This window comes from Aeromonas enterica, from assembly GCF_054052465.1.
The window spans coordinates 82,676-103,861 of the sequence record NZ_JBSTYL010000008.1; the positions used below are offsets into that span (position 1 = coordinate 82,676).

The 21,186-nt window shown below is 59.3% G+C and carries 18 protein-coding genes and 1 pseudogene; 12 read left to right on the forward strand and 7 right to left on the reverse strand.

The window, feature by feature from the left end:
• Nucleotide 1 precedes the first annotated feature (1 nt).
• The 12 genes and pseudogenes from murD to mutT all read left to right on the forward strand — a co-directional run bounded on the left by murD (nt 2) and on the right by mutT (nt 14,804).
• Nucleotides 2-1,285 (forward strand): UDP-N-acetylmuramoyl-L-alanine--D-glutamate ligase, encoded by a 1,284-nt coding sequence (gene murD / locus ACW5XD_RS10990; protein ID WP_456494917.1) that lies wholly within the window; start codon nt 2-4, stop codon nt 1,283-1,285.
• Nucleotides 1,282-2,466 carry a cell division protein FtsW gene (gene ftsW, locus ACW5XD_RS10995; RefSeq protein ID WP_456494918.1) on the forward strand — a complete coding sequence of 395 codons (1,185 nt, stop codon included), beginning with the start codon at nt 1,282-1,284 and terminating at the stop codon, nt 2,464-2,466. Before murD ends, ftsW begins: the two co-directional genes overlap by 4 nt.
• Nucleotides 2,463-3,548, forward strand: coding sequence for an undecaprenyldiphospho-muramoylpentapeptide beta-N-acetylglucosaminyltransferase (gene murG / locus ACW5XD_RS11000; RefSeq protein WP_456494919.1), 1,086 nt, complete (start codon nt 2,463-2,465; stop codon nt 3,546-3,548). Before ftsW ends, murG begins: the two co-directional genes overlap by 4 nt.
• Complete coding sequence (gene murC / locus ACW5XD_RS11005; protein ID WP_456494920.1) at nt 3,545-4,999, forward strand: UDP-N-acetylmuramate--L-alanine ligase; 1,455 nt, start codon at nt 3,545-3,547, stop codon at nt 4,997-4,999. Before murG ends, murC begins: the two co-directional genes overlap by 4 nt.
• Before the next feature lie 97 nt (nt 5,000-5,096).
• Nucleotides 5,097-5,849, forward strand: coding sequence for a cell division protein FtsQ/DivIB (locus tag ACW5XD_RS11010; protein ID WP_456494921.1), 753 nt, complete (start codon nt 5,097-5,099; stop codon nt 5,847-5,849).
• Nucleotides 5,830-7,089: a cell division protein FtsA gene (gene ftsA, locus ACW5XD_RS11015; RefSeq protein ID WP_005314183.1), complete on the forward strand. Its 1,260-nt coding sequence runs from the start codon at nt 5,830-5,832 to the stop codon at nt 7,087-7,089. Before ACW5XD_RS11010 ends, ftsA begins: the two co-directional genes overlap by 20 nt.
• A gap of 40 nt (nt 7,090-7,129) precedes the next feature.
• A complete protein-coding gene (ftsZ, locus tag ACW5XD_RS11020) occupies nt 7,130-8,281 on the forward strand; it encodes a cell division protein FtsZ (protein WP_005305686.1) in 1,152 nt (383 codons plus the stop codon).
• A gap of 101 nt (nt 8,282-8,382) precedes the next feature.
• Nucleotides 8,383-9,306 carry a UDP-3-O-acyl-N-acetylglucosamine deacetylase gene (gene lpxC / locus ACW5XD_RS11025; protein WP_456494922.1) on the forward strand — a complete coding sequence of 308 codons (924 nt, stop codon included), beginning with the start codon at nt 8,383-8,385 and terminating at the stop codon, nt 9,304-9,306.
• 140 nt (nt 9,307-9,446) lie between these two features.
• Nucleotides 9,447-10,352, forward strand: a complete 906-nt coding sequence (locus ACW5XD_RS11030) for a peptidoglycan DD-metalloendopeptidase family protein (protein WP_456494923.1) — start codon at nt 9,447-9,449, stop codon at nt 10,350-10,352.
• A gap of 59 nt (nt 10,353-10,411) precedes the next feature.
• Nucleotides 10,412-13,135, forward strand: a complete 2,724-nt coding sequence (gene secA, locus ACW5XD_RS11035; protein ID WP_456494924.1) for a preprotein translocase subunit SecA — start codon at nt 10,412-10,414, stop codon at nt 13,133-13,135.
• Nucleotides 13,136-13,202: 67 nt separating this feature from the next.
• Nucleotides 13,203-14,388, forward strand: a pseudogene (locus ACW5XD_RS11040) (tetratricopeptide repeat protein).
• 8 nt (nt 14,389-14,396) lie between these two features.
• Nucleotides 14,397-14,804, forward strand: a complete 408-nt coding sequence (gene mutT / locus ACW5XD_RS11045; protein WP_456494925.1) for an 8-oxo-dGTP diphosphatase MutT — start codon at nt 14,397-14,399, stop codon at nt 14,802-14,804.
• Nucleotides 14,805-14,875: 71 nt separating this feature from the next.
• Here the strand turns inward: mutT and yacG are convergent, their stop codons facing one another.
• From yacG to ACW5XD_RS11080, 7 genes are all read right to left on the reverse strand, one after another.
• A complete protein-coding gene (gene yacG, locus ACW5XD_RS11050; protein WP_042039030.1) occupies nt 14,876-15,070 on the reverse strand; it encodes a DNA gyrase inhibitor YacG in 195 nt (64 codons plus the stop codon).
• Between the two features lie 9 nt (nt 15,071-15,079).
• Entirely contained in the window at nt 15,080-15,802 is a 723-nt protein-coding gene (gene zapD, locus ACW5XD_RS11055; RefSeq protein ID WP_456494926.1) for a cell division protein ZapD, read from the reverse strand.
• 37 nt (nt 15,803-15,839) lie between these two features.
• A complete protein-coding gene (gene coaE / locus ACW5XD_RS11060) occupies nt 15,840-16,454 on the reverse strand; it encodes a dephospho-CoA kinase (RefSeq protein WP_456494927.1) in 615 nt (204 codons plus the stop codon).
• A gap of 17 nt (nt 16,455-16,471) precedes the next feature.
• On the reverse strand, nt 16,472-17,272 hold the full coding sequence (gene tapD, locus ACW5XD_RS11065; RefSeq protein ID WP_456494994.1) for a type IVa prepilin peptidase/methyltransferase TapD: 801 nt from the start codon (nt 17,270-17,272) through the stop codon (nt 16,472-16,474).
• Nucleotides 17,273-17,366: 94 nt separating this feature from the next.
• Nucleotides 17,367-18,608 carry a type II secretion system F family protein gene (locus tag ACW5XD_RS11070; protein ID WP_456494928.1) on the reverse strand — a complete coding sequence of 414 codons (1,242 nt, stop codon included), beginning with the start codon at nt 18,606-18,608 and terminating at the stop codon, nt 17,367-17,369.
• A gap of 132 nt (nt 18,609-18,740) precedes the next feature.
• Nucleotides 18,741-20,447: a PilB family type IVa pilus assembly ATPase TapB gene (gene tapB, locus ACW5XD_RS11075; protein ID WP_456494929.1), complete on the reverse strand. Its 1,707-nt coding sequence runs from the start codon at nt 20,445-20,447 to the stop codon at nt 18,741-18,743.
• Between the two features lie 6 nt (nt 20,448-20,453).
• The gene (locus ACW5XD_RS11080) at nt 20,454-20,888 is read right to left on the reverse strand and encodes a pilin (protein WP_456494930.1); all 435 of its coding nucleotides are present in this window, start codon (nt 20,886-20,888) and stop codon (nt 20,454-20,456) included.
• Between the last annotated feature and the right edge of the window lie 298 nt (nt 20,889-21,186).

Genomic DNA, 21,186 nt, shown 5'->3' on the forward strand with positions numbered 1-21,186 from the left:
CATGGTCATCATCATAGGACTCGGAAAAACCGGACTCTCCTGCGTCGATTACTTCCTCGGCCGTGGCGTCACGCCTCTGGTGATGGATACCCGCGCCAATCCGCCGGGCAAGGATCAACTGCCTGCCGAGGTGGAACTCATCCATGGTCTGGATGGCGAGCTGCTCAAGCAGGCGCACATGATAGTGGCGAGCCCTGGCATTGCCCTGGCGACCCCCGAGCTGAAAGCCGCCGCCGAGTTTGGGGTGCGTATCGTCGGCGATATCGAGCTGTTCGTGCGTGAGACCCAGGTGCCTGTCATCGCCATCACCGGCTCCAATGGCAAGAGCACAGTCACCACGCTAGTGGGTGAGATGATCGCCGAGGCGGGCCTCAAGGTCGGGGTCGGTGGCAATATAGGTACCCCGGCGCTGGCGCTGCTCAAGCAGCCGATGGATCTCTGCGTGCTGGAGCTCTCCAGCTTCCAGCTGGAGACCACTCACAGCCTGCGCGCCGCCGCCTCCGTGGTGTTAAACCTCAGTGAAGATCACATGGATCGCTATCAGGGCATGGCCGACTACCGCGCCGCCAAGATGGAGATCCATCAGCACTCCCAGCACATCCTGATCAATCGCGACGATGCCCAGACCCTGCCCGATGTGGGTCAGGTGTGGCAGAGCTTCGGCCTCGATTGCAACGGCTATGGCCGCTGCCTGCTGGAGGGGCGCCATTGGTTGACTCTGCACGGGGAGCCACTGCTCGCAGTCGACGAAATGAAAATTGTCGGTGCCCATAATCAGGCCAATGCCTTGGCCGCCATGGCCCTGTGCGATGCGGTGGGCATTCCCCGCGGGCCGCAACTCGCCGTGCTGCGCCGCTTCGAAGGCCTGCCCCATCGCGCCCGCTTCGTGCGCGAGGTGAACGGGGTGCGCTGGATCAACGATTCCAAGGCCACCAACGTGGGGGCGACCCTGGCCGCCGTGGCCGGCGTGCGTGAATCGGTGAAGGGCCGCCTGCTGCTGCTGGCCGGTGGCCAGGGCAAGGGCCAGGATTTTGGTCCTGTGCAGGCACTGCTCGGCAGCCAGATCGATCACATGTACTGCTTCGGCCAGGATGCTGAGGTGCTGCTGGCGCTGGGCGAGCAGACCGAACGGGTCGCGGATCTCGATGCCGCAGTCGCCAAGGCGGCTGCCGATGCCAGACCGGGTGACTGGGTGCTGCTGGCACCGGCCTGCGCCAGCCTGGATCAGTTCACGTCTTTTGAAGCGCGCGGTGATTGTTTCACCGAGCTGGTACAAATGTTATGAACGCCTTTCGCACCGTCGCAGGTCTGCTGCAACGCTGGTTGTTACCGGCGCGCCCGGCGGGTCTCTACGACCGGCAACTGGTGGTGCTGGCACTGGCGCTGATGGCGGTGGGTCTGGTGATCGTGGCCTCGGCTTCGATCCCTGAGGGGATCGCCATCAACAACGATCCCTTCATGTTCGTGAAGCGCCACGGCCTGTTTCTGGTAATGGCGCTTGGCATCTCCTGGTTTGTGTTGCAGGTGCCCATGGCGCGATGGCAGCACTACAACGGCCCCATGCTGCTGCTCGCCATCCTGATGCTGGTGCTGGTGTTGCTGGTGGGGCGCAGTGTCAATGGTTCTGTTCGCTGGTTGCCACTCGGTCCCTTCAACTTGCAGCCGGCCGAGTTCGGCAAGCTGGCACTGTTCGTCTACCTGGCGGGCTACTTGGTGCGCCGTCAGAGCGAGGTGCGCGAGCGCTTCATCGGCTTCATGAAACCGATGGCAGTGCTCTTCCTGGTGGCCGTACTACTGCTGGCCCAGCCCGACCTGGGATCCGTGGTGGTAATGTTCGTCACTTCACTGGGGATGCTGTTCCTGGCGGGGGCGCGGCTGGTGCAGTTCATCGGCCTCATCCTGGTCGGGGTGAGCGCGGTGGTGACCTTGATCATTGCCGAGCCTTACCGGATGCGGCGGGTGACCTCTTTCCTCGACCCTTGGGCCGATCCGTTCGGCAGCGGCTACCAGCTGACTCAGTCGCTGATGGCATTCGGTCGTGGCAGCTGGTTTGGCGAGGGGCTTGGCAACTCCATCCAGAAAATGGAGTACCTGCCGGAGGCCCACACCGACTTTGTATTTGCCATCCTGGGTGAAGAGCTGGGTTATGTGGGCGTGCTGGGCGCGCTCTTCCTCATATTTTCGTTGGCACTCAAGGCGCTCAAGCTGGGGCATCAGGCACTGGTGGCCGAGCGCTTGTATGAAGGCTATCTGGCCATTGGCATCGGCATCTGGTTCAGCTTCCAGACCTTCGTCAACGTCGGTGCCGCCAGCGGCATGATGCCGACCAAGGGGCTGACCCTGCCGTTGGTCAGCTACGGTGGTTCCAGTCTCATCATCATGATGGTGGCGGTGAGCATGTTGATTCGTATCGATTTCGAGTTGCGCCAGGCCAGTGCCCAGGCGCGTGTGCGGGAGGTTTCGTGAGCAAGACTCTGTTGGTGATGGCGGGCGGTACCGGGGGCCATGTGTTCCCCGGCCTGGCCGTAGCCGATCGCCTCAAGGCCCAGGGCTGGACCATTCACTGGCTCGGCACCGCCGACCGGATGGAGGCAGAACTGGTACCTGCCCACGGTTATCCCATCTCCTTCATCGACATTCAGGGAGTGCGCGGCAATGGCATCAAGCGTCTGCTGGCTGCCCCGTATCGCATCGTCAAATCCGTGCTGCAGGCGCGCCGTGTGCTCAGGACCATACGGCCCGACGTGGTACTCGGCATGGGGGGCTTTGCCTCCGGCCCGGGCGGTGTGGCGGCCTGGCTGTCCGGCATTCCCTTGCTGTTGCACGAGCAGAATGCGGCCGCCGGCCTGACCAACAAGCTGCTGGCGCGCCTCGCCAAGCGGGTGCTGATGGCGTTTCCGGGGGCGTTTGCACCGAGTCATCGTACCGCCGTGGTGGGCAACCCGGTGCGCCCCGAAGTGGTGGCCCTGCCGGATCCGCAACTGCGCAGCAGCGCAGAGCCGCTGCACCTGCTGATCGTTGGTGGCAGCCTGGGGGCTCGCGTGCTCAACGAACAGGTTCCGCCAGCCGTTGCCGCTGCCGGGGTTCCCATTGCTGTGCGTCATCAGTGCGGCAAGGGTAACCGGGACGCTGTCGCGCAGGCGTATGCCGAGCAGGGTCTCGAGGCCGAGGTGAGCGAATTTATCAGGGACATGGCCGATGCCTACGCCTGGGCCGATCTGGTGGTGTGCCGCGCGGGGGCCTTGACGGTCTCCGAAGTCGCTGCCGCCGGGGTCGCCGCCATTTTTGTACCACTGCCCCATGCGGTGGATGATCACCAGACCCGCAATGCCCTGACTCTGGTCGATGGCGGCGGTGCTGAATTCCTGCCCCAATCCGAGCTGACGACGGCCTCCTTGGCCGCGCGTCTCTCCTGGCTTGCCGGGCGCAGGGAAACCCTATTGAACATGGCCCAGGCGGCCCGTCGCGTCGCTATTACCGATGCCGCCGAGCGGGTTGCCGATGAGTGTAAACGGCTCGCTGTTGGGCAGACTGAGAGAGAACTATGACCAAGGTTGAACTGGCAAAACTGCGTACCGTGATCCCTGAAATGCGCCGCGTGCGTCGCATCCACTTTATCGGCATAGGTGGCGCCGGCATGGGCGGGATCGCCGAGGTGCTTGCCAACGAAGGGTATCAGGTAACCGGCTCGGATCTGGCCCGCAATGCGGTGACCGAGCGGCTGGCCTCCCTGGGTGCCCACATTTTCGTAGGCCACAGCGCCGAGCATGTGAGCGAGGCGAGCGTGGTGGTGGTCTCTACCGCCATCAAGCAGGACAACCCCGAGCTGTTGGCTGCCCGCGAGCTGCGCATTCCTGTGGTGCGCCGTGCCGAGATGCTGGCCGAGCTGATGCGTTTCCGCCATGGTATCGCCATCGCTGGCACCCATGGCAAGACCACCACTACCAGTCTGGTGGCGAGCATCTATGCCGAAGCCGATCGTGATCCGACCTTCGTCATCGGCGGCCTGCTCAACAGTGCCGGCACCAATGCCCGCCTTGGCAGCAGCCGTTATTTGATAGCCGAAGCGGACGAGAGCGATGCCTCCTTCCTGCATCTGCAGCCGATGGTCTCCATAGTGACCAACATCGAAGCGGATCACATGGACACCTATGGCGGTGACTTCTCCCGCCTGAAGGCCACCTTCATCGACTTTTTGCACAACCTGCCCTTCTACGGTCTGGCCGTGGTGTGTGTGGATGATCCCGTTATCCGTGGCATGTTGCCCGAGATCGCCCGCCCCACCATCACCTACGGCCTGAGTGATGATGCCGACGTTCAGGTGTTGGACTTCGTGCAGACCAGCAATCGCAGCCGTTTCCGGGTCCGTCGCGCGGGCGCCGGTGAGCTGGAAGTGACCCTGAACCTGCCAGGTATCCACAATGCGCTCAATGCGGCCGCAGCGATTGCGGTCGCTACCGAGGACGGGATCGGCGATGATGCCATCATCCGTGCGCTGGCCAAGTTTGAAGGTGTGGGTCGCCGCTTCCAGCAATATGGCGAGTTCGAGACCGGCCGTGGCAAGGCCATGCTGGTGGACGACTACGGTCATCACCCGAGCGAAGTGAAGGTGACCATCAATGCTGCTCGCGCCGGTTGGCCCGAGAAGCGGTTGGTCATGGTATTCCAGCCGCACCGCTACACCCGTACTCGCGATCTCTATGAAGATTTCGCCGACGTGCTCTCCAAGGTAGATGTGCTGGTAATGCTGGAGGTTTACGCCGCCGGTGAGGAACCCATTCCGGGGGCCGATGGCCGTGCCCTGTGCCGCTCCATCCGCTCCCGTGGCAGCTTGGAACCCATCTTTGTCGCGACGCCGGACGACGTTCCCGCCGTGCTGGCAGGACTGGTCGGAGAGGGGGATCTGGTGTTGACCCAGGGTGCAGGGAACGTTGGCGCACTGGCACGCCGTCTCGGCGAGATGAAATTGAGCGTAGAGAGCATGAAATCCGGCGCCTGAGGGCCCAATGAGTATTTTGACCGCCAAGCCGGGGCCTATATAATGGCGGACCGGTCTGCAAAGGGCCGGCATGGCGCGTTAAACGGGGAAAGATCGGGTGGAGGCAAGGGCACAAGGGCGCACCAAGGGTGGCTTCATTGCAGGGGTGGCATTTTTCATCCTGGTCATGTGGGGCTTCTACCAGACAGCGCTGGATGTTAAAGGTTGGCTGACGGATGCCAATCGGTTGCCCATGAGCGAGCTGTTGCTGCAGGGGCAACACCAGTATTTGCAGACCGACGAGTTGCGTAGTGCCGTGCTGGATGGTGCCGAGCTGCGTAACTTCTTCGAGTTGGATGTAAACGAATTACAGGCGCGATTGAACGCCTTGCCTTGGGTGGCCCAAGTCTCTGTACGCAAGAAGTGGCCCAACAAGATCAAGGTCTATCTCACCGAGCAGGCGGTAGCGGCACGCTGGAATGGCAACCGCTTCGTCAACACCAAGGGTGAGGTGTTCAGTGCGCCGGACAGGGTGAAGACTCCCCTGATGCAGCTATCCGGGCCGGAAGATCAGGCCGTCAAGGTACTGGAAGCCAGCCGTCAGTACGAGGCGCAGCTGGCGGCCAAGGGATACAAGCTGCTGGGAGTGAATCTGACTCCCCGCCATGCCTGGGAACTGACCCTGGATGGCAACATTCAGCTGTTTTTGGGGCGCGCGGATATCGCGCTTCGACTGCAGCGGTTTATCGATGCTTTTCCGATCATCGAACCCCGTGAGCAGGTTGCTTATGTGGATCTTCGATATGACACCGGAATGGCAGTTGGCTGGAAGAAGAACGAAGAGAAAGTGAATGACCAAAACCGCAGATAGAAATCTGATTGTCGGACTGGATATCGGCACAACCAAGGTGGCGGTTCTGGTTGGCGAAGTGCTGCCAGACGGTGAGCTCAATGTCATCGGCATGGGCAGTCACGCTTCTCGTGGCATGGACAAGGGCGGGGTCAACGATCTTGATTCCGTGGTCAAGTCCCTGCGTCGTGCGGTGGAAGAGGCCGAGATGATGGCAGACTGCCAGATCAGCTCCGTGTATCTGGGGTTGTCCGGCAAGCACATCGATTGTCGCAACGAAACCGGCATGGTGCCCATCTCCGATGAGGAGGTGACCCAGGAGGACGTGGACAACGTCATCCACACCGCCAAATCGGTGCGCTTGTCCGATGAGCTGCGGGTGCTGCATGTGCTGCCCCAGGAGTTTGCCATCGACTATCAGGAAGGCATCAAGAACCCGGTCGGTCTGTCCGGGGTCCGGATGGCCGCCAAGGTGCACCTGATCACCTGCCACAACGACATGGCCCGCAACATCGAGAAATGTGTGGAGAAGGTCGGTCTGCGGGTGGATCAGCTGATCTTCTCCGCGCTGGCTTCCAGCTATGCGGTGCTGACCGAAGACGAGAAAGAGTTGGGTGTCTGCGTGGTGGACATCGGTGGCGGTACCATGGATATGTCGCTGTTTACCGGCGGTGCCCTGCGCCACACCAAGGTGATCCCGTACGCCGGCAGTACAGTGACCAGCGACATTGCCTACGCCTTCGGCACCCCGCCGCTGGACGCAGAAGCGATCAAGGTGCGCTACGGCTGCGCCCTCGGCCGTCTGGTCAGCAAGGAAGACAATATTGAAGTACCCAGTGTCGGCGGTCGTCCGGCGCGCAGCCTGCAACGGCAGACACTGGCCGAAGTGATTGAGCCCCGTTACACCGAGTTGCTCTCCATGGTGAATGATGAGCTGGTGCGGGTACAAAGCGAATTGAAAGCGCAGGGGGTCAAGCATCAGCTTGCAGCCGGTGTGGTCTTGACCGGCGGCGCTGCCCAGATCGAAGGCATTGTGGAGTGCGCAGAGCAGATCTTCCAGAGCCAGGTCCGGGTAGGAGAGCCCATGAATATACGGGGATTGAGTGATTATGTGCAGGCGCCTGTGTACTCGACTGCGGTCGGGTTGTTGCAGTACGGCCGCACCCATCAATCTTCAGGTAGTAGCAAGGAATATGCCGCCAAGGCAAGCGTAGGTGGGCTGGTCAAACGGGTCAGCAACTGGTTGCGTGGCGAGTTCTAAAAGATTTTGCTGAGTCAGGCAAATAAAGCGGAGAGACAACATGTTTGAATTTATGGATAGCCACACTGACGAAGCCGTCATTAAAGTGATTGGTGTGGGTGGCGGCGGCGGCAACGCAGTCGAGCACATGGTTCGTCAAAACATCGAAGGTGTCGAGTTCATTACCGTCAACACCGACGCTCAGGCTCTGCGTAACTCCAGCGCCAACACAACCCTGCAGATCGGTGGTGGCATCACCAAGGGTCTGGGTGCCGGAGCCAATCCGGAAGTGGGTCGTGATGCGGCCATGGAAGACAGGGAAGCGCTGCGCGAGCTGCTGACCGGTTCCGACATGGTGTTCATCGCCGCCGGCATGGGTGGTGGTACCGGTACCGGTGCTGCGCCGATCGTGGCCGAAGTGGCCCGCGAGATGGGCATACTGACAGTTGCTGTCGTAACCAAGCCGTTCTCCTTCGAAGGGAAGAAGCGGATGGGCTTCGCCGCCCACGGTATCGAAGAGCTGTCCAAGAACGTCGACTCCCTGATCACCATCCCCAACGACAAGTTGCTGAAGGTGCTGGGTCGTGGCATCTCGCTGCTGGACGCCTTCAAGGCTGCCAACGATGTGCTGCTGGGTGCGGTACAGGGTATTGCCGAGCTGATCACCCGTCCGGGCTTGATCAACGTCGACTTCGCGGACGTGCGTACCGTGATGCGTGAAATGGGTACCGCTATGATGGGTACCGGTTCCGCCTCCGGTGATGACCGTGCCGAAGAAGCGGCCGAGAAAGCCATCTCCAGCCCGCTGCTGGAAGACGTGGATCTGGCCGGTGCCCGTGGCATCCTGGTCAACATCACCGCCGGCATGGACATGACCATCGAAGAGTTCGAAACCGTGGGTAACGCGGTCAAGGCCTTCGCCTCCGAGAACGCCACCGTGGTGGTGGGTACCGTAATCGACCCGGAAATGCACGACGAACTGCGTGTGACCGTGGTTGCCACCGGTATCGGTGCCGAGCGCAAGCCCGACATCACACTGGTCAAGAACAACATGGTACAAGAGCGTCCGGCCCGTCAGCCCCTGATCAGCGAAGCTCTGCAGTCTCGCGTGATGGAAGAGGCCCCGGCCAAGGTGGTCAACGCCGAGCCGCAAGCTCGTCGCGAACCGGATTATCTCGATATTCCTGCGTTCCTGCGCAAGCAAGCCGACTAAGCCTCCAATGGCACTAGTTTGTTTGTTGCTTAAGGAATGTGCTAAGATGGCCTGCCAACGACCATCTGGTCCGGAATATGAGCTGTTAAGCGGATACGCCCATGATTAGACAAAGAACCTTGAAAACGAGTGTCCAGGCCACCGGTGTGGGCCTGCATTCGGGCCGGAAAGTCACAATGACGTTCCGTCCGGCGCCTGTTAACACAGGGATCGTTTACTTGCGTACCGATCTTGATCCTGTGGTCGCGCTGCCAGCCAATGCCGATCAGGTGCGCGATACCGTGCTTTGTACCGCTCTGGTCAACGAAGCCGGTGTCCGTGTCTCTACCATTGAGCACCTCTCTGCCGCGCTGGCCGGGATGGGGATCGACAACCTCTATGTCGAGGTTGACGCGCCCGAGATCCCGGTGATGGACGGCAGTGCGCACCCCTTTATCTACCTGCTGCAAGAAGTCGGTATCCGTGAGCAAAATGCGGCCAAGCAGTTTGTGCGGATCAAGCAGAGCATCCGGGTTGAAGACGGCGACAAGTGGGCGGAATTCCACCCCTATCGCAACGGCTTCAAGATGGATCTCGAGATCGATTTCCAGCATCCGGTATTTGAAGGACGCAATCAGCGTTGTGTGCTGGATTTCTCCGGTGCCTCTTTCGTGAAAGAGATCAGTCGTGCCCGTACTTTCGGTTTCATGCGTGACATCGAGTACCTGCGTTCCCAGAACCTGGCACTGGGCGGAAGCCTGGAAAATGCCGTGGTGCTGGATGACTATCGGGTACTGAACGAAGATGGTCTGCGTTATGAGGACGAATTCGTCAAACACAAGATGTTGGATGCGATCGGTGACTTGTACATGTGCAACCGCAGCATCATTGGCGAATTCCGTGCCTACAAGACGGGTCATGCCCTGAACAACAAGCTGCTGCGTGCCTTGCTGGCTGAGCAGGAGGCTTGGGAACTGGTGACCTTCGAGGGTGAGGGCGACAAAGCGCCCATCGCTTACTACGATAACGGTCTGGTTCTGGCCTGATAGCTGTGCAACGGAACGTCGGTCCTCTCTCCGCACCGACGTTCCGTCATTTGTTTACTCCATCCTTTAATACCGATTATCTCCCGGTTTTATTCCCCGTGCTGGCTCCTGGCCTCACCTGACCGAGCAGACTGATTTCTATGAGCATTACCCTGATCCTCAACGGCAAGCAGCGACGCAAGTTGCACTTACCCAAACAACGTCTGGCCTGGGTCGGCGGTATCCTCTTCACTGTATTGGCCCTGGGTGGTGGTTGGCTCTGGCAGAGCTGGCACCAGAAAATGGAGGCGCTGGAAGTCGCGCTGGCCATGGCCGAACAGCAAAAATCCACGCAAGGGGCCGATGAAGCCCGCGAACAGCTTGCCATGCTGGCTGCCCAGGTGGGCACCATGCAGGGGCAGCTGGGTCGCCTCAATGCGCTCGGCGAGCGGCTGACCGAAAAGGCAGACCTCGATCCCGAGGAGTTCAATTTCAAGGAGTTGCCCCCCATGGGCGGTCCTTCCTATGATGCGGATCTGGAAGTCAGCCTCAATGAGCTGCAGGACTCCATGAAGCATCTCAGCCAGCAGCTCAGCAGTCGTGAAGAGCAGCTGTCGGTACTTGAATCTTTCATCATGAATCACCATATAACCGATGCCGGTTTTATTTCCGGTTCGCCGGTCAAGCAGGAGCGAGTTTGGGTCTCCTCTGGCTTCGGTGGTCGGGTCGATCCGTTCAACGGTCGTGCCAAGATGCATAAAGGAGTGGATTTCCGTGGCAAGTCCGGCACTCCCATCCTGGCTACAGGCCCGGGCGTCGTCAGCTGGGCAGGCCGCCATCCGGAATTTGGCAACATGGTGGAGATCAACCATGGCAATGGTCTGGTGACCCGCTACGCCCACAACTCCAAGTTGCTGGTCGAAGTGGGCACTCTGGTCGATGAGGGCCAGAAGATTGCCTTGATGGGACGCACCGGTCGCGCGACCGGGGTCCATTTGCATTACGAAGTGTTGAAAGACGGTCGTCAGGTCAACCCCGCACGCTTTCTTAACGCCAGACGGGGTTAGGTTTTTTTCTCCAGGTTCCAGTGACGGAACACTTATATAACCAGAAATAGTTGGTACCCATGATTAGCACACTGCTCACCAAGATTATCGGCAGCCGGAACGACAGAACGCTCAAGGCTTTGCGCAAAATTGTAAAACAGATCAATGCGATGGAGCCTCAGTTCGAGGCCCTCTCCGATCAGGAGTTGCAGGCCAAGACAGCTGAATATCGTCAGCGTCTGGAGCAGGGTGAGACGCTGGAGCAGTTGCTGCCGGAAGCGTTCGCCACCGTGCGTGAAGCCTCTCGCCGGGTGTTTGGCATGCGTCACTTTGATGTGCAGCTGATCGGTGGCATGGTACTGAACTCCAACCGCATCGCCGAAATGAAAACCGGTGAAGGCAAGACGCTGACGGCCACCTTGCCGGCATATCTGAATGCCCTGAGCGGTCGTGGTGTGCACGTGGTGACGGTGAACGACTATCTGGCCAAGCGTGATGCCGAGGCGAACCGCCCCCTGTTCACCTTCCTTGGCATGACGGTCGATTGCAACGTGCCTGGCATGGATGCGTCCCAGAAGCGTGACGCCTACGCCGCCGACATCACCTACGGTACCAACAACGAATTCGGTTTCGATTACCTGCGCGACAACATGGCGTTTTCGCCGGAACAGCGCGTGCAGCGCCCGCTCAACTACGCGCTGGTGGATGAGGTGGATTCCGTGCTCATCGATGAAGCACGTACCCCGCTCATCATCTCGGGCCCGGCCGAAGACAGCTCCGCCCTTTACATCCAGGTCAACAAGCTGATCCCGCAGTTGATCAAGCAGGACAAGGAAGACACAGAGGAGTACACGGGTGAAGGCCACTACACGGTCGACGAGAAGAATCGTCAGGCCCTGTTGACTGAAAACGGCCAGATCTTCGTGGAAGAGCTGCTAAAGCGGGAAGGTTTGCTGGCAGAAGAGGACTCCCTGTTCTCCGCCACCAACATCAGCCTGCTGCACCACGTCAACGCCGGCTTGCGTGCCCATACCCTGTTTGAGCGCAACGTCGACTACATAGTGCAAAAAGACGAGATCGTCATCGTCGACGAGCACACCGGTCGTACCATGCCGGGCCGTCGCTGGTCCGATGGTCTGCACCAGGCCGTCGAGGCGAAGGAAGGGGTCAAGATCCAGAACGAGAACCAGACGCTGGCCTCCATCACCTTCCAGAACTACTTCCGTCTCTATGACAAGCTGGCGGGCATGACGGGTACTGCGGATACCGAAGCCTTTGAATTCCAGCAGATTTATGGCCTGGATACCGTTGTTATCCCGACCAACAAGCCGATGGTGCGCAAAGACATGGGCGATCTGGTCTATCTGACCGCCAATGAGAAATACACCGCCATCATCGAAGATATTCGTCAGTGCGTGGCCAAGGGCCAGCCGGTACTGGTCGGTACCGTCTCCATCGAAAACTCGGAGCTGCTCTCCGGCATCCTTACCAAGGAAGAGATCCCGCACAAGGTACTGAACGCCAAGTTCCATGCCATGGAAGCGGAGATAGTCGCTCAGGCGGGTCAACTCGGTGCCGTCACCATCGCCACCAACATGGCCGGTCGTGGTACCGACATCGTGCTGGGTGGCAACTGGCAGGCAGAGATTGCCCAGCTGGAAAATCCGAGCGACGAGCAGATCAGTGAAATCAAGGCCGCCTGGCAGATACGCCACGATGCCGTGCTGGCCGCCGGTGGTTTGCACATCATAGGTACCGAGCGCCACGAATCCCGTCGCATCGACAACCAGCTGCGCGGTCGTTCCGGTCGTCAGGGTGACCCGGGTTCTTCCCGCTTCTATCTCTCCATGGAAGATACCCTGATGCGTATCTTCGCCTCCGATCGTGTCACCGGCATGATGAAGAAGCTGGGTATGGAAGAGGGCGAAGCCATCGAGCACCCCTGGGTGACCAAGGCCATCGAAAACGCCCAGCGCAAGGTGGAAGGTCGCAACTTCGACATCCGCAAGAGCCTGCTCGAGTTTGATGACGTGGCCAATGACCAGCGCAAGGTGGTCTATGAGCAGCGCAACGAGCTGCTGGACACCAACGACATCTCCGAGACCATTCACGTTATTCGTGACGACGTCTACGGCGCCGTGATCGACGAATACATTCCGCCCCAGTCTCTGGAAGAGATGTGGGATGTGCCGGGTCTGGAAGCGCGCCTGAAGGCGGACTTCGCGCTGGATCTGCCGCTGCAGCAGTGGCTGGCGGAAGATGACAAATTGTATGAAGAGAAGCTGCGAGAGCGCATTCTGGAAGAAGCCACCAAGCTCTATGTCCACAAGGAAGAGCTGGTCGGCAAAGAGGTGCTGCGCAACTTCGAAAAGGCCGTGATGCTGCAAACCCTGGATGGCCTGTGGAAGGAACATCTGGCGGCCATGGATCACCTGCGTCAGGGTATTCATTTGCGTGGTTACGCCCAGAAAAATCCCAAGCAGGAGTACAAGCGCGAATCCTTCGATCTGTTCACCCAGATGCTGGAAACCCTCAAGCGCGACGTGGTCAGCATACTGAGCCGCGTGCAGGTGCAGGGGCGTGATGACGTGGAGGCGTTGGAAGAACAGCAGCGCCAGCAGGCGGAAGCCGCTCCCCACACCTATACCCATGCCGCCGCAGAGAGTCAGCTGGCCGATGAAGAGGCTGCGGCCGAACAGGGTCACACCACCTTCGTGCGGGACGAGCAGAAGGTCGGTCGCAACGATCCCTGCCCTTGCGGCTCCGGCAAGAAATACAAGCACTGCCACGGTCAGTTGACCTGATCTGTCAGTGACGCTTCATGCACCGCCTCCGGGCGGTGCATTCATTTAAGGGCGGCGAAGGAGTGCCATGAGCAAGATACCGACAGGATGGGATAACGGTGCCCATGAGTGCTGGCTCGCAGGTCAGCGGCAGGCGGCGATCTAGTAGTTGCTGGTGCGACTGAATGGTACCGCAGTCAAATCGGTGGAATGGCAGCTGCAGTTTGCCTATTACCTCTTCCTGTGTGATGACCCGGCCTCTGCGCACAAGTGCTGGAGATGGCTTACCAGATGGCACCCGAGAATGACGAGGTGCTGCGCAATCTCTGCATCAGTCTATCGCGCTCGGGACCATACGAACGTGCGGTCGAGAGGTTGCAGATCCTGCTGGTGCGAGCTCCGGAGGATTTCCATGCGCTGGACGCGCTTTGTGCCTCGCTGGCCAAGCTGGGACGTCATGCCGAGGCAGCAGTGGCAGGCACCAGGGCACTGACCCTGAAAGAGCGCGCGGCCCGATATCAGCCCGGTGGCTGGTCGTTACCCGGCGATGGGCCGGAAACCTGGCTGGCGAGCCACGAAAACCAGCCAGATGTCATTGCCTTCTCCCTGTGGGGCAAGGCACCTCGCTATCTTAGAGAGGGGCTGTCGACAACGTGCTGGCGGCCGCCTATCTCTATCCCGGGTGGCGTGTGCGCTTCTATGTGGATGAGAGCGTGCCGTCGGCACTGATGGCTTGTCTGCGGGAGCTGGGGGCCGAGGTGCTGGTGCAAGCGTCTGGTCAATCCCAGCGCCAGCGTCTGTGCTGGCGCTTCCAGGTGGCCAACGATCCGCGGGTGGGCCGTTTTCTGGTGCGGGATGTGGATTCAGTGCTGAGCGTGCGAGAACGCGTTGCCGTCGATGACTGGCTTGCATCGGTCCGCTGGTTTCATATCATGCGGGACTGGTGGAGCCATACCGATCTGGTATTGGCGGGCATGTGGGGAGGGATCGCTGGCGTTCTGCCGCCGTTGACCCCCTTGCTTAATGCCTATCAACCTGAGGCGATGGAAACGCCGAACATAGATCAATGGTTTCTGCGCGACATGCTTTGGGGCTATCTGGCCCAGAGCTGTCTGGTTCATGATCGCTGTTTCACCCCGCCAGGGGCGCTCCCCTGGCCGCATCCCGCTCCCGCCGGAAACGAGCATGTGGGGCAGGATATCTTTACGGCACAAGGGGAGCGCCAGGCTAGCCGCTTGGCCCCCTGGATGACCAAGTTGCCGTGTTTACGCTGAGGATAATGATGGAACAGAAAAAACGGCTCTGGGTGGCGGTGGGCGTCATCGAGAATGAACGGGGCGACATCTTCATCGCCAAGCGCTCTTCAGATCGCCATCAGGGCGATCGCTGGGAGTTTCCGGGTGGCAAGGTGGAGTCGGGGGAAGATCTGCTCACCGCACTGGACAGGGAGCTGTGGGAAGAGATTGGCATCCGGGTGCTGGATTGTACCCCCTTCATGGAGCTGCATCACGACTACCCCGAGAAGCAGGTGTTGCTGGATATCTGGAAAGTGACCCGTTTCAGCGGCGAGCCGTTCGGCAAAGAAGGGCAGGAGTGTCTGTGGGTCCCGCTGGCGTCGCTGCATGAATACCGGTTCCCGGATGCCAACGGTCCTATCGTGGCGCGGCTGCAAGCCTCTCTGACCGCCTGATGCGGTGTAGCTGGGTCGTGCGTATGACGACGATTAAAAAAGGGCCTTGCGGGCCCTTTTTTGTGCGCGGTTCATTGCCACTGCTCACCCTCTTCCGGGTAAGGTAGCAAATCCGGATTGATGGGGCCCGGGATGCGTTTCTCCTCATTGGCCCACTCGCCCAGATCGATCAGCTGGCAGCGCTTGCAGCAGAAGGGCCGAAACGGGCTCTGGGGGCCCCACTCCAGCTCGGTTTTACAGGTCGGGCATTTTATCTTGGTGACCATTCTTGCTCCTTAGCAGCAGGCAAGCTGGAAGGGGACATCGCCAATCTGCTGCTCTGTGGTTGGCAGGAAGCGCAGGGCGAAACGGTTCTTGTGGCCGCTCAGCGTCGGATAGCACTGCTGGGCGCCGGGCAGGCGGATCCGGATCAGTTCGGCACTCTCGGCGGTGTCCTGGAAGAAACCGTTGGTGGCGATCTGATCGCTGAAGTTGCCGGATTCGCGCCACAGCCGCAGCAGCAGGGAGATGGCATTCATCAGCAGGTTGATGTCGCTGAGCCACAGTTGCATCTGCTGATGGCGAGCAACAGCCGGGGTGCCGAGCCAGTGGTGCAGCTGCGGTACATCAAAGGCGCACAGACCGCCAGGGATGGAGAAGCGCTGGCGGATGGAGCCGAGCAGCCGATCTTCTTTCAGTTTGGCGCCGGGACGCGGGGCGCTGAGCAGGTTGCGAGAGAGCTGGGTACTCTCCTGCTGCATCTGTTTGATCTGCTCCAGGTCGACATCCGGCAGGCTGGCCCAGTGGCTCAGACGCTGTCCTAGACGTTCCAGATCCTTGATGAGATCGGCGCGCAGATCGCCACGTTCCAGCAGCTCCTGCAGATCGAACAACCCCTTGAAGAAGGCGATGTGTGCCCAGGACTGGTCACTCTCCAGATTGTCGCGGATCTGGGAAAACAAGGACTCCAGACGAAGATAGGTCCGGCTTTTTTCATTGAGGGGGAAATCGTAAATCATGCCTAATCCTGGCCAGCCATAAACCGGCCTAGTGTACTCACACTTGGCTGGCTTGTTGAGAGGCAAATGCCATATATGTCTCGTGCAGCGCTAAAATACGCGGCTTTATGGTCTCGGGTGCGCCATTTTTGTTGTCCAGCACGTCATCGGCGACTGCGAGCCGTTCCGCCCGACTCGCCTGGGCGGCCAGAATGGCCTCCGCTTGGGCCCGGCTGACGCCGTCCCGACGGCAGGTTCGCTCAATCTGGGTCGCCTCATCCACGTCGATCACCAGCACCCGATTGGCAAGGCCGGTTAGCTTGTTCTCCACCAGTAGCGGCACCACCAGCAGGCAATAGGGGGAGCGGGCGGCGGCACACTGGCGCAGCATCTCCTGGCGGATCAGAGGGTGGAGCAGGGCATTGAGCCAGGCCTTGGCATCAGGGTTGCTGAACACTCGTTCCCGCAGACGGCGTCGATCGAGCTGGTCATCAGGGGTGATGACATCCGGGCCAAAATGGGCCGCGATGGCAGCAAGGGCCGGGGCGCCGGGTTCTACGACTTCGCGAGCGATGACGTCCGCATCCACTACGTCTATGCCCAGTTCGGCAAATTGGTTGGCTATGGTGGTTTTACCGCTGCCAATGCCACCTGTGATTGCAACAACATACATGGGTCAGAACACCCTTTTCAGAGAACAGTAGCGAGATACCAGCGGGTGATGTTATCGCCCCACAGCAGGGCGATCCAGCCTGCGATGGCGAGATAGGGGCCAAAGGGAATGGGTTTGCTCTGATGGTGATTGCGCAACAGGATCAGGCCTATGCCCATGAAGGCACCGACCAGGGAGGAGAGCAGCAGCACTATGGGCAGCGCCTGCCAGCCCAGCCAGGCGCCCAGCGCGGCCAGCAGCTTGAAGTCGCCATAGCCCATGCCCTCTTTGCCGGTGAGCAGCTTGAAGGCCCAATAGAGGCTCCATAGCACCAGATAACCGGCCATGGCGCCGATCACTGCATCGCCAAGCGATACAAAACCGCCCAGCAAGTTGAACAACAGCCCACCCCACAGCAGGGGCAAGGTGAGCTGGTCCGGCAGCAGCATCTTGTCGAGATCGATGAAGGTGAGGGCCACCAGTACCCAGGTCAGCAGCAGTGCGGCCAGCGTGCCCCAGCCCGGCGTGAGTGTCATGGCAACGACTACCGAAAGCAGCGCTGTCAGCAACTCGACCAGCGGATAGCGAGCAGATATGGGAGCCTGGCAGCCTCGGCAGCGTCCTTTGAGCCAGAGCCAGCTCAACAGGGGGATGTTCTCCAGTGCCGTTATGGGGCGATCGCAGTGGGGGCAGCAGGAGCGAGGCACCATCAGGTTGTAGGGCGGTTCGTCACTCACTTCGTCATCAGGGTTGAAGTAGCTGCGATATTCGGCCTGCCACTCCCGTTCCAGCATGATGGGCAAGCGGTGGATCACCACGTTGAGAAAACTGCCGATCATCAGGGAAAAGAGAAATACCAGCGAAAAATAGAGCCAGGGCAGGCTATGGAGTATATCGGTGAGCTGCAACGTTAGGTCTCGAATTTGTAAAGGATCAGTGAATAACTGACCCTAGCTTGAAGATAGGCAAGTACATGGCAACGACCATACCGCCAACCAGTACCCCCAGCACCACCATGATGAGAGGCTCGAGCAAGCTGGTGAGGCCGTCGACCAGATCGTCCACCTCCTGCTCGAAGATGGTAGCGACCTTGGAGAGCATATCATCGATGGCGCCGGACTCCTCGCCGATCATCACCATCTGGATCACCATGTCGGGGAAGAGATCCACGGTGCGCATGGCCACGTTTATCTGCATGCCGGCGACCACCTCGTTGCGAATGGCCATGACGGCGGTACGATAGACATAGTTGCCGGAGGCGCCGGCGGCCGAGATCAGTGCATCCACCAGCGGGATACCGGCGGAGAAGGTGGTGGAGAGGGTGCGGGCGAAACGGGCCATGGCCGCCTTGTGCAGTATCATGCCGACCACGGGTATGGTGAGGATGAACTTGTCGGTGTTGTCTTTGACCTTCTGGGAGGCGCGCCATGCCCGGACATAGAGAAAAATGGCGAGCGCGGTGCCACCAAAGATGACATACCACCAGTTCTGCATGAAGCGGGAGATACCGATGACAAACTGGGTGAAAATGGGCAGCTCGGCGCCGAAGCTCTTGAAGATATCCTCAAACTGCGGGATGACGAACAGCAGCAGTATGGAGGTGACGATAATGGCGACCAAGATGACCATGGTCGGATAGAACATCGCCTTCTTGATCTTGGACTTGAGTGCTTCCGACTTTTCCCGATAGGTGGCGATGCGGTCATAGATGGTCTCCAGCGCACCGGATTGCTCTCCTGCTTCCACCAGATCGCAGTAGAGGTCGTCAAAGTGGCGGGGATGGCGGCGCAGCGCCTCGGACATGGGAGTACCGGTTTCCACATCGGCGGCTATCTGCCCCATGAGTTCACGCATCGCGGTTTTTTCGTGGCTGCGGGCGATGATCTGCAGGCTCTGCACCAGGGGAACGCCGGCGGAAAGCATGGTAGTGATTTGACGGGAGACGATGGCAATATCCATCGGCTTGATCTTGGCGCCCCCCTTGGAAAACAACCCCTGGCTCTTCTTGCTCACCTTGGTGACGTTGACGCCCTGCTTGCGCAGTTCAGCCTTGACCGTGTTGATACTGTCGGCCTGTAGCTCACCGGAGACCTTCTGACCCTTGCGGTTCACTCCGCTCCAGCGGAAGGCGAAGACTTTTTTGGGGGCATTCTGTTTCTGCGTTAGCGTTGCCATCACTGCGTCCTGCAATTGGGCTCTGGTATCCCGCTCAATACCTTGCTATGCGGGTCGCCTTGGCCTGATGGAAATCCTCAGGCGCACCAGCTTGGCGACACCTGGATGAATCAGCTTGATCGATATGCACTGTCAGTTGGTGGTCACTCGATTGATTTCTGCCAGGCTGGTCACTCCCAGACGAGCCTTCTCAAGGCCGGATATACGCAGAGTGCGCATCCCCTCTTTTTGAGCAATGGCTGCAATTTGCAGAGAGTTGGCACCTTGCATGATCAATTTTGCAATGTTTTCAGACATTAGCATGATTTCGTAGATACCGACCCGCCCTTTGTAGCCGCCCGAGCAATCCTTGCAACCCACGGGTTTGAACAGGCGCAGTCCGGCGGCCAGCTGCTGCTGGGTGAATCCCAGTTCCAGCAACTCAGCTTCGGGTACCACCTCGGGTGCCTTGCAGTGATCGCACAACTTGCGGGCGAGTCGCTGGGCCATGATCAGGGTCACCGAGGAGGCAATGTTGAAGGCGGGCACCCCCATGTTCATCATGCGGGTCAGGGTTTCGGCAGCCGAGTTGGTGTGCAGTGTGGAGAGCACCAGGTGGCCTGTCTGAGCAGCCTTGATGGCGATCTCGGCGGTTTCCAGATCCCGGATCTCCCCCACCATGACCACGTCGGGATCCTGACGAAGAAAGGAGCGCAGGGCACTGGCGAAGGTCAGCCCCGCCTTGGGGTTGACCTGTACCTGGTTGACGCCGGGCAGGTTGATCTCCACCGGATCTTCGGCGGTGGAGATGTTCACCTCAGTGGTGTTGAGAATATTGAGACCGGTATAGAGGGAGACTGTCTTGCCCGAACCGGTGGGACCGGTCACCAGTATCATGCCCTGCGGCTTGGAGAGGGCGCGCAGATATTGTGCCTTCTGCCGGTCGTCAAAGCCGAGTTGCTCTATGTTGAGCCGCGCCGCCGAAGAGTCCAGCAAGCGTATGACGATCTTCTCGCCCCACATGGTGGGCAGGGTGTTGACCCGCATGTCCATGGACTTGTTGCGGGACAGTTTCAGCTTGATGCGGCCATCCTGCGGCAGCCGCCGTTCGGCGATATCGAGCCGTGCCATGACCTTGAGGCGGGCGGAGAAGCGGTTGGCCAGATTGACCGGTGGCGTTGCGATTTCGTGCAATATACCGTCGATCCGAAAGCGGATGCGGTATTTGGTTTCATAGGGTTCGAAGTGCAGGTCGGATGCGCCACGCTTGATGGCATCCATCATGATTTTGTTGATGTATTTGACTATGGGGGCATCGTCATCGGCGGTGTTGACGCTCTCATCGAGCCGCGAGTTTTCGTCCGAGACTTCCAGCTCTGAGATCTCGGATTCGTCGATGTCCTCCATGCCGAGGGCATCATGATCACTTTCCAGCAGCTTGCCAATGGCGGTCGTCAGCTTGTTCTCTTCGACCAGCAGCGCCTCGGTATGCAGCCCGAAGCTGAAGCCGAAATCCTCCAGCGCCGAGACGTTGGTCGGATCCGACATGGCGATATAGAGGGTATGGCCCTGGGTATAGATGGGCAGCACATGGTGTTTCTCAATCAGCTTCTGATTGAGGTATTTCTGCGGGATCTCGGCCAGGTCGAAGGCGGCAAGATCCAGCAGAGGTACCCCATACTCCAGCTCGCAGAAATCCGCCAGCGCCTTGCTGTCGAGGATCTCGTTCTCTATCAGAAAGGTCACAAAGGGCTTGCGCTGGGCCTTGGCTTGGCTCAGGTAGCGCTGTGAGTCGGACTCACTGAGCAGGGAAGAAGCGGCCAGGCTTAACGCCAGGCCGCTATTGGGGCTAGAGGTCATGCTGGATTAGCAAATCCCAGCATTTACGCAAGATCCAACGGAGCCGCTTGGATTTGCCTCCCATTTAACTCTGCCAGCCTCTTCTGTGCCAATAATGTAATAAGTTTCTGCTACTGGTGCTAGGCCTGTTGCTTTTACTTCATAGACTGCTGAGCCTTGTGTTGAGTTAGTTGCTCGTACTTCAACTTTGTCTACGATTGTTGTTGCAACGCTGCCACTGACAGCTGTTGTCGCTGAAGTTACACATGTAGCAGGAGCATTGCCTGCTTGACTACATACTTCTAACGCTGTTTTAGCCGCACCGGTTGCAGCAACTACTTCGGTGAATTTCGCTTTTTTGGTGTAAGTCTGATACGCCGGCAGCGCAATGGCGGCCAGGATGGCGACGATCGCGACCACGATCATCAATTCGATAAGGGTAAAGCCTGATTGTTTCTTCATTTCAAATATCCTTTTGTCCTTGGTTCCTGGGAAGTGCCGGTGGAAAACTATCCACACGTCAATATCTTATCCGAGCTGTCCGGCTTGGCAACAGAGGTTGTGGCCTTTGTTGAACACTTTTCTGTCATTTGCTGATAACGTGATATAAATCATAGACAAAGAGCCTCTATCGACTCTTTTTTACTGGTGGGACTGGGTCCATCATCACACTCCTTTGCTGAGGGATCCTGCATAAAGAAAAGGCGCCCGTGGCGCCTTTTGCAAGTCCTTCATCCTGTTATCTGTCATCGGCATCATA

Excerpts from the sequence above, each read along its gene's own strand:
- murD (WP_456494917.1), top strand. The coding sequence starts at position 2 with ATGGTCATCATCATAGGACTCGGAAAAACCGGACTCTCCTGCGTCGAT.
- ftsW (WP_456494918.1), top strand. The coding sequence starts at position 1,282 with ATGAACGCCTTTCGCACCGTCGCAGGTCTGCTGCAACGCTGGTTGTTA.
- murC (WP_456494920.1), top strand. The coding sequence starts at position 3,545 with ATGACCAAGGTTGAACTGGCAAAACTGCGTACCGTGATCCCTGAAATG.
- ftsA (WP_005314183.1), top strand. The coding sequence starts at position 5,830 with ATGACCAAAACCGCAGATAGAAATCTGATTGTCGGACTGGATATCGGC.
- ftsZ (WP_005305686.1), top strand. The coding sequence starts at position 7,130 with ATGTTTGAATTTATGGATAGCCACACTGACGAAGCCGTCATTAAAGTG.
- lpxC (WP_456494922.1), top strand. The coding sequence starts at position 8,383 with ATGATTAGACAAAGAACCTTGAAAACGAGTGTCCAGGCCACCGGTGTG.
- ACW5XD_RS11030 (WP_456494923.1), top strand. The coding sequence starts at position 9,447 with ATGAGCATTACCCTGATCCTCAACGGCAAGCAGCGACGCAAGTTGCAC.
- secA (WP_456494924.1), top strand. The coding sequence starts at position 10,412 with ATGATTAGCACACTGCTCACCAAGATTATCGGCAGCCGGAACGACAGA.
- mutT (WP_456494925.1), top strand. The coding sequence starts at position 14,397 with ATGGAACAGAAAAAACGGCTCTGGGTGGCGGTGGGCGTCATCGAGAAT.
- yacG (WP_042039030.1), bottom strand. The coding sequence starts at position 15,070 with ATGGTCACCAAGATAAAATGCCCGACCTGTAAAACCGAGCTGGAGTGG.
- zapD (WP_456494926.1), bottom strand. The coding sequence starts at position 15,802 with ATGATTTACGATTTCCCCCTCAATGAAAAAAGCCGGACCTATCTTCGT.
- coaE (WP_456494927.1), bottom strand. The coding sequence starts at position 16,454 with ATGTATGTTGTTGCAATCACAGGTGGCATTGGCAGCGGTAAAACCACC.
- tapD (WP_456494994.1), bottom strand. The coding sequence starts at position 17,272 with ATGATCGGCAGTTTTCTCAACGTGGTGATCCACCGCTTGCCCATCATG.
- ACW5XD_RS11070 (WP_456494928.1), bottom strand. The coding sequence starts at position 18,608 with ATGGCAACGCTAACGCAGAAACAGAATGCCCCCAAAAAAGTCTTCGCC.
- tapB (WP_456494929.1), bottom strand. The coding sequence starts at position 20,447 with ATGACCTCTAGCCCCAATAGCGGCCTGGCGTTAAGCCTGGCCGCTTCT.
- ACW5XD_RS11080 (WP_456494930.1), bottom strand. The coding sequence starts at position 20,888 with ATGAAGAAACAATCAGGCTTTACCCTTATCGAATTGATGATCGTGGTC.